General features: G+C 55.3%; 1 rRNA gene. It reads left to right on the top strand.

The features are described from left to right. A 23S ribosomal RNA gene (locus tag IEW67_RS17960) occupies positions 1-689 on the top strand; the annotation flags it as partial. Positions 690-745: the final 56 nt, after the last annotated feature.

Here is a 745-nt window from a genome sequence, read left to right on the forward strand (position 1 = left end):
ATCCGGTCCGGAGACAGTGTCAGGCGGGCAGTTTGACTGGGGCGGTCGCCTCCCAAAAGGTAACGGAGGCGCCCAAAGGTTCCCTCAGAATGGTTGGAAATCATTCGCAGAGTGCAAAGGCAGAAGGGAGCTTGACTGCGAGACCTACAAGTCGAGCAGGGACGAAAGTCGGGCTTAGTGATCCGGTGGTTCCGCATGGAAGGGCCATCGCTCAACGGATAAAAGCTACCCCGGGGATAACAGGCTTATCTCCCCCAAGAGTTCACATCGACGGGGAGGTTTGGCACCTCGATGTCGGCTCATCGCATCCTGGGGCTGTAGTCGGTCCCAAGGGTTGGGCTGTTCGCCCATTAAAGCGGTACGCGAGCTGGGTTCAGAACGTCGTGAGACAGTTCGGTCCCTATCCGTCGCGGGCATTGGAAGTCTGAGAGGAGCTGTCCTTAGTACGAGAGGACCGGGATGGACACACCGCTGGTGTACCAGTTGTTCCGCCAGGAGCACGGCTGGGTGGCTACGTGTGGTCAGGATAAGTGCTGAAAGCATCTAAGCATGAAGCCCCCCTCAAGATGAAACTTCCCATCACCCTAAGTGAGTAAGATCCCTCAAAGACGATGAGGTGGATAGGTCCGGGGTGGAAGCGTGGTGACACGTGGAGCTGACGGATACTAATCGATCGAGGACTTAACTAATCTTTAGCGCAAACGAATGCCGCTCTTATTCAGTTTTTAGGGTGCAACAAAAAATC

It is taken from the genome of Lentibacillus kapialis (assembly GCF_014646635.1).
Classification (GTDB): domain Bacteria; phylum Bacillota; class Bacilli; order Bacillales; family Amphibacillaceae; genus Lentibacillus; species Lentibacillus kapialis.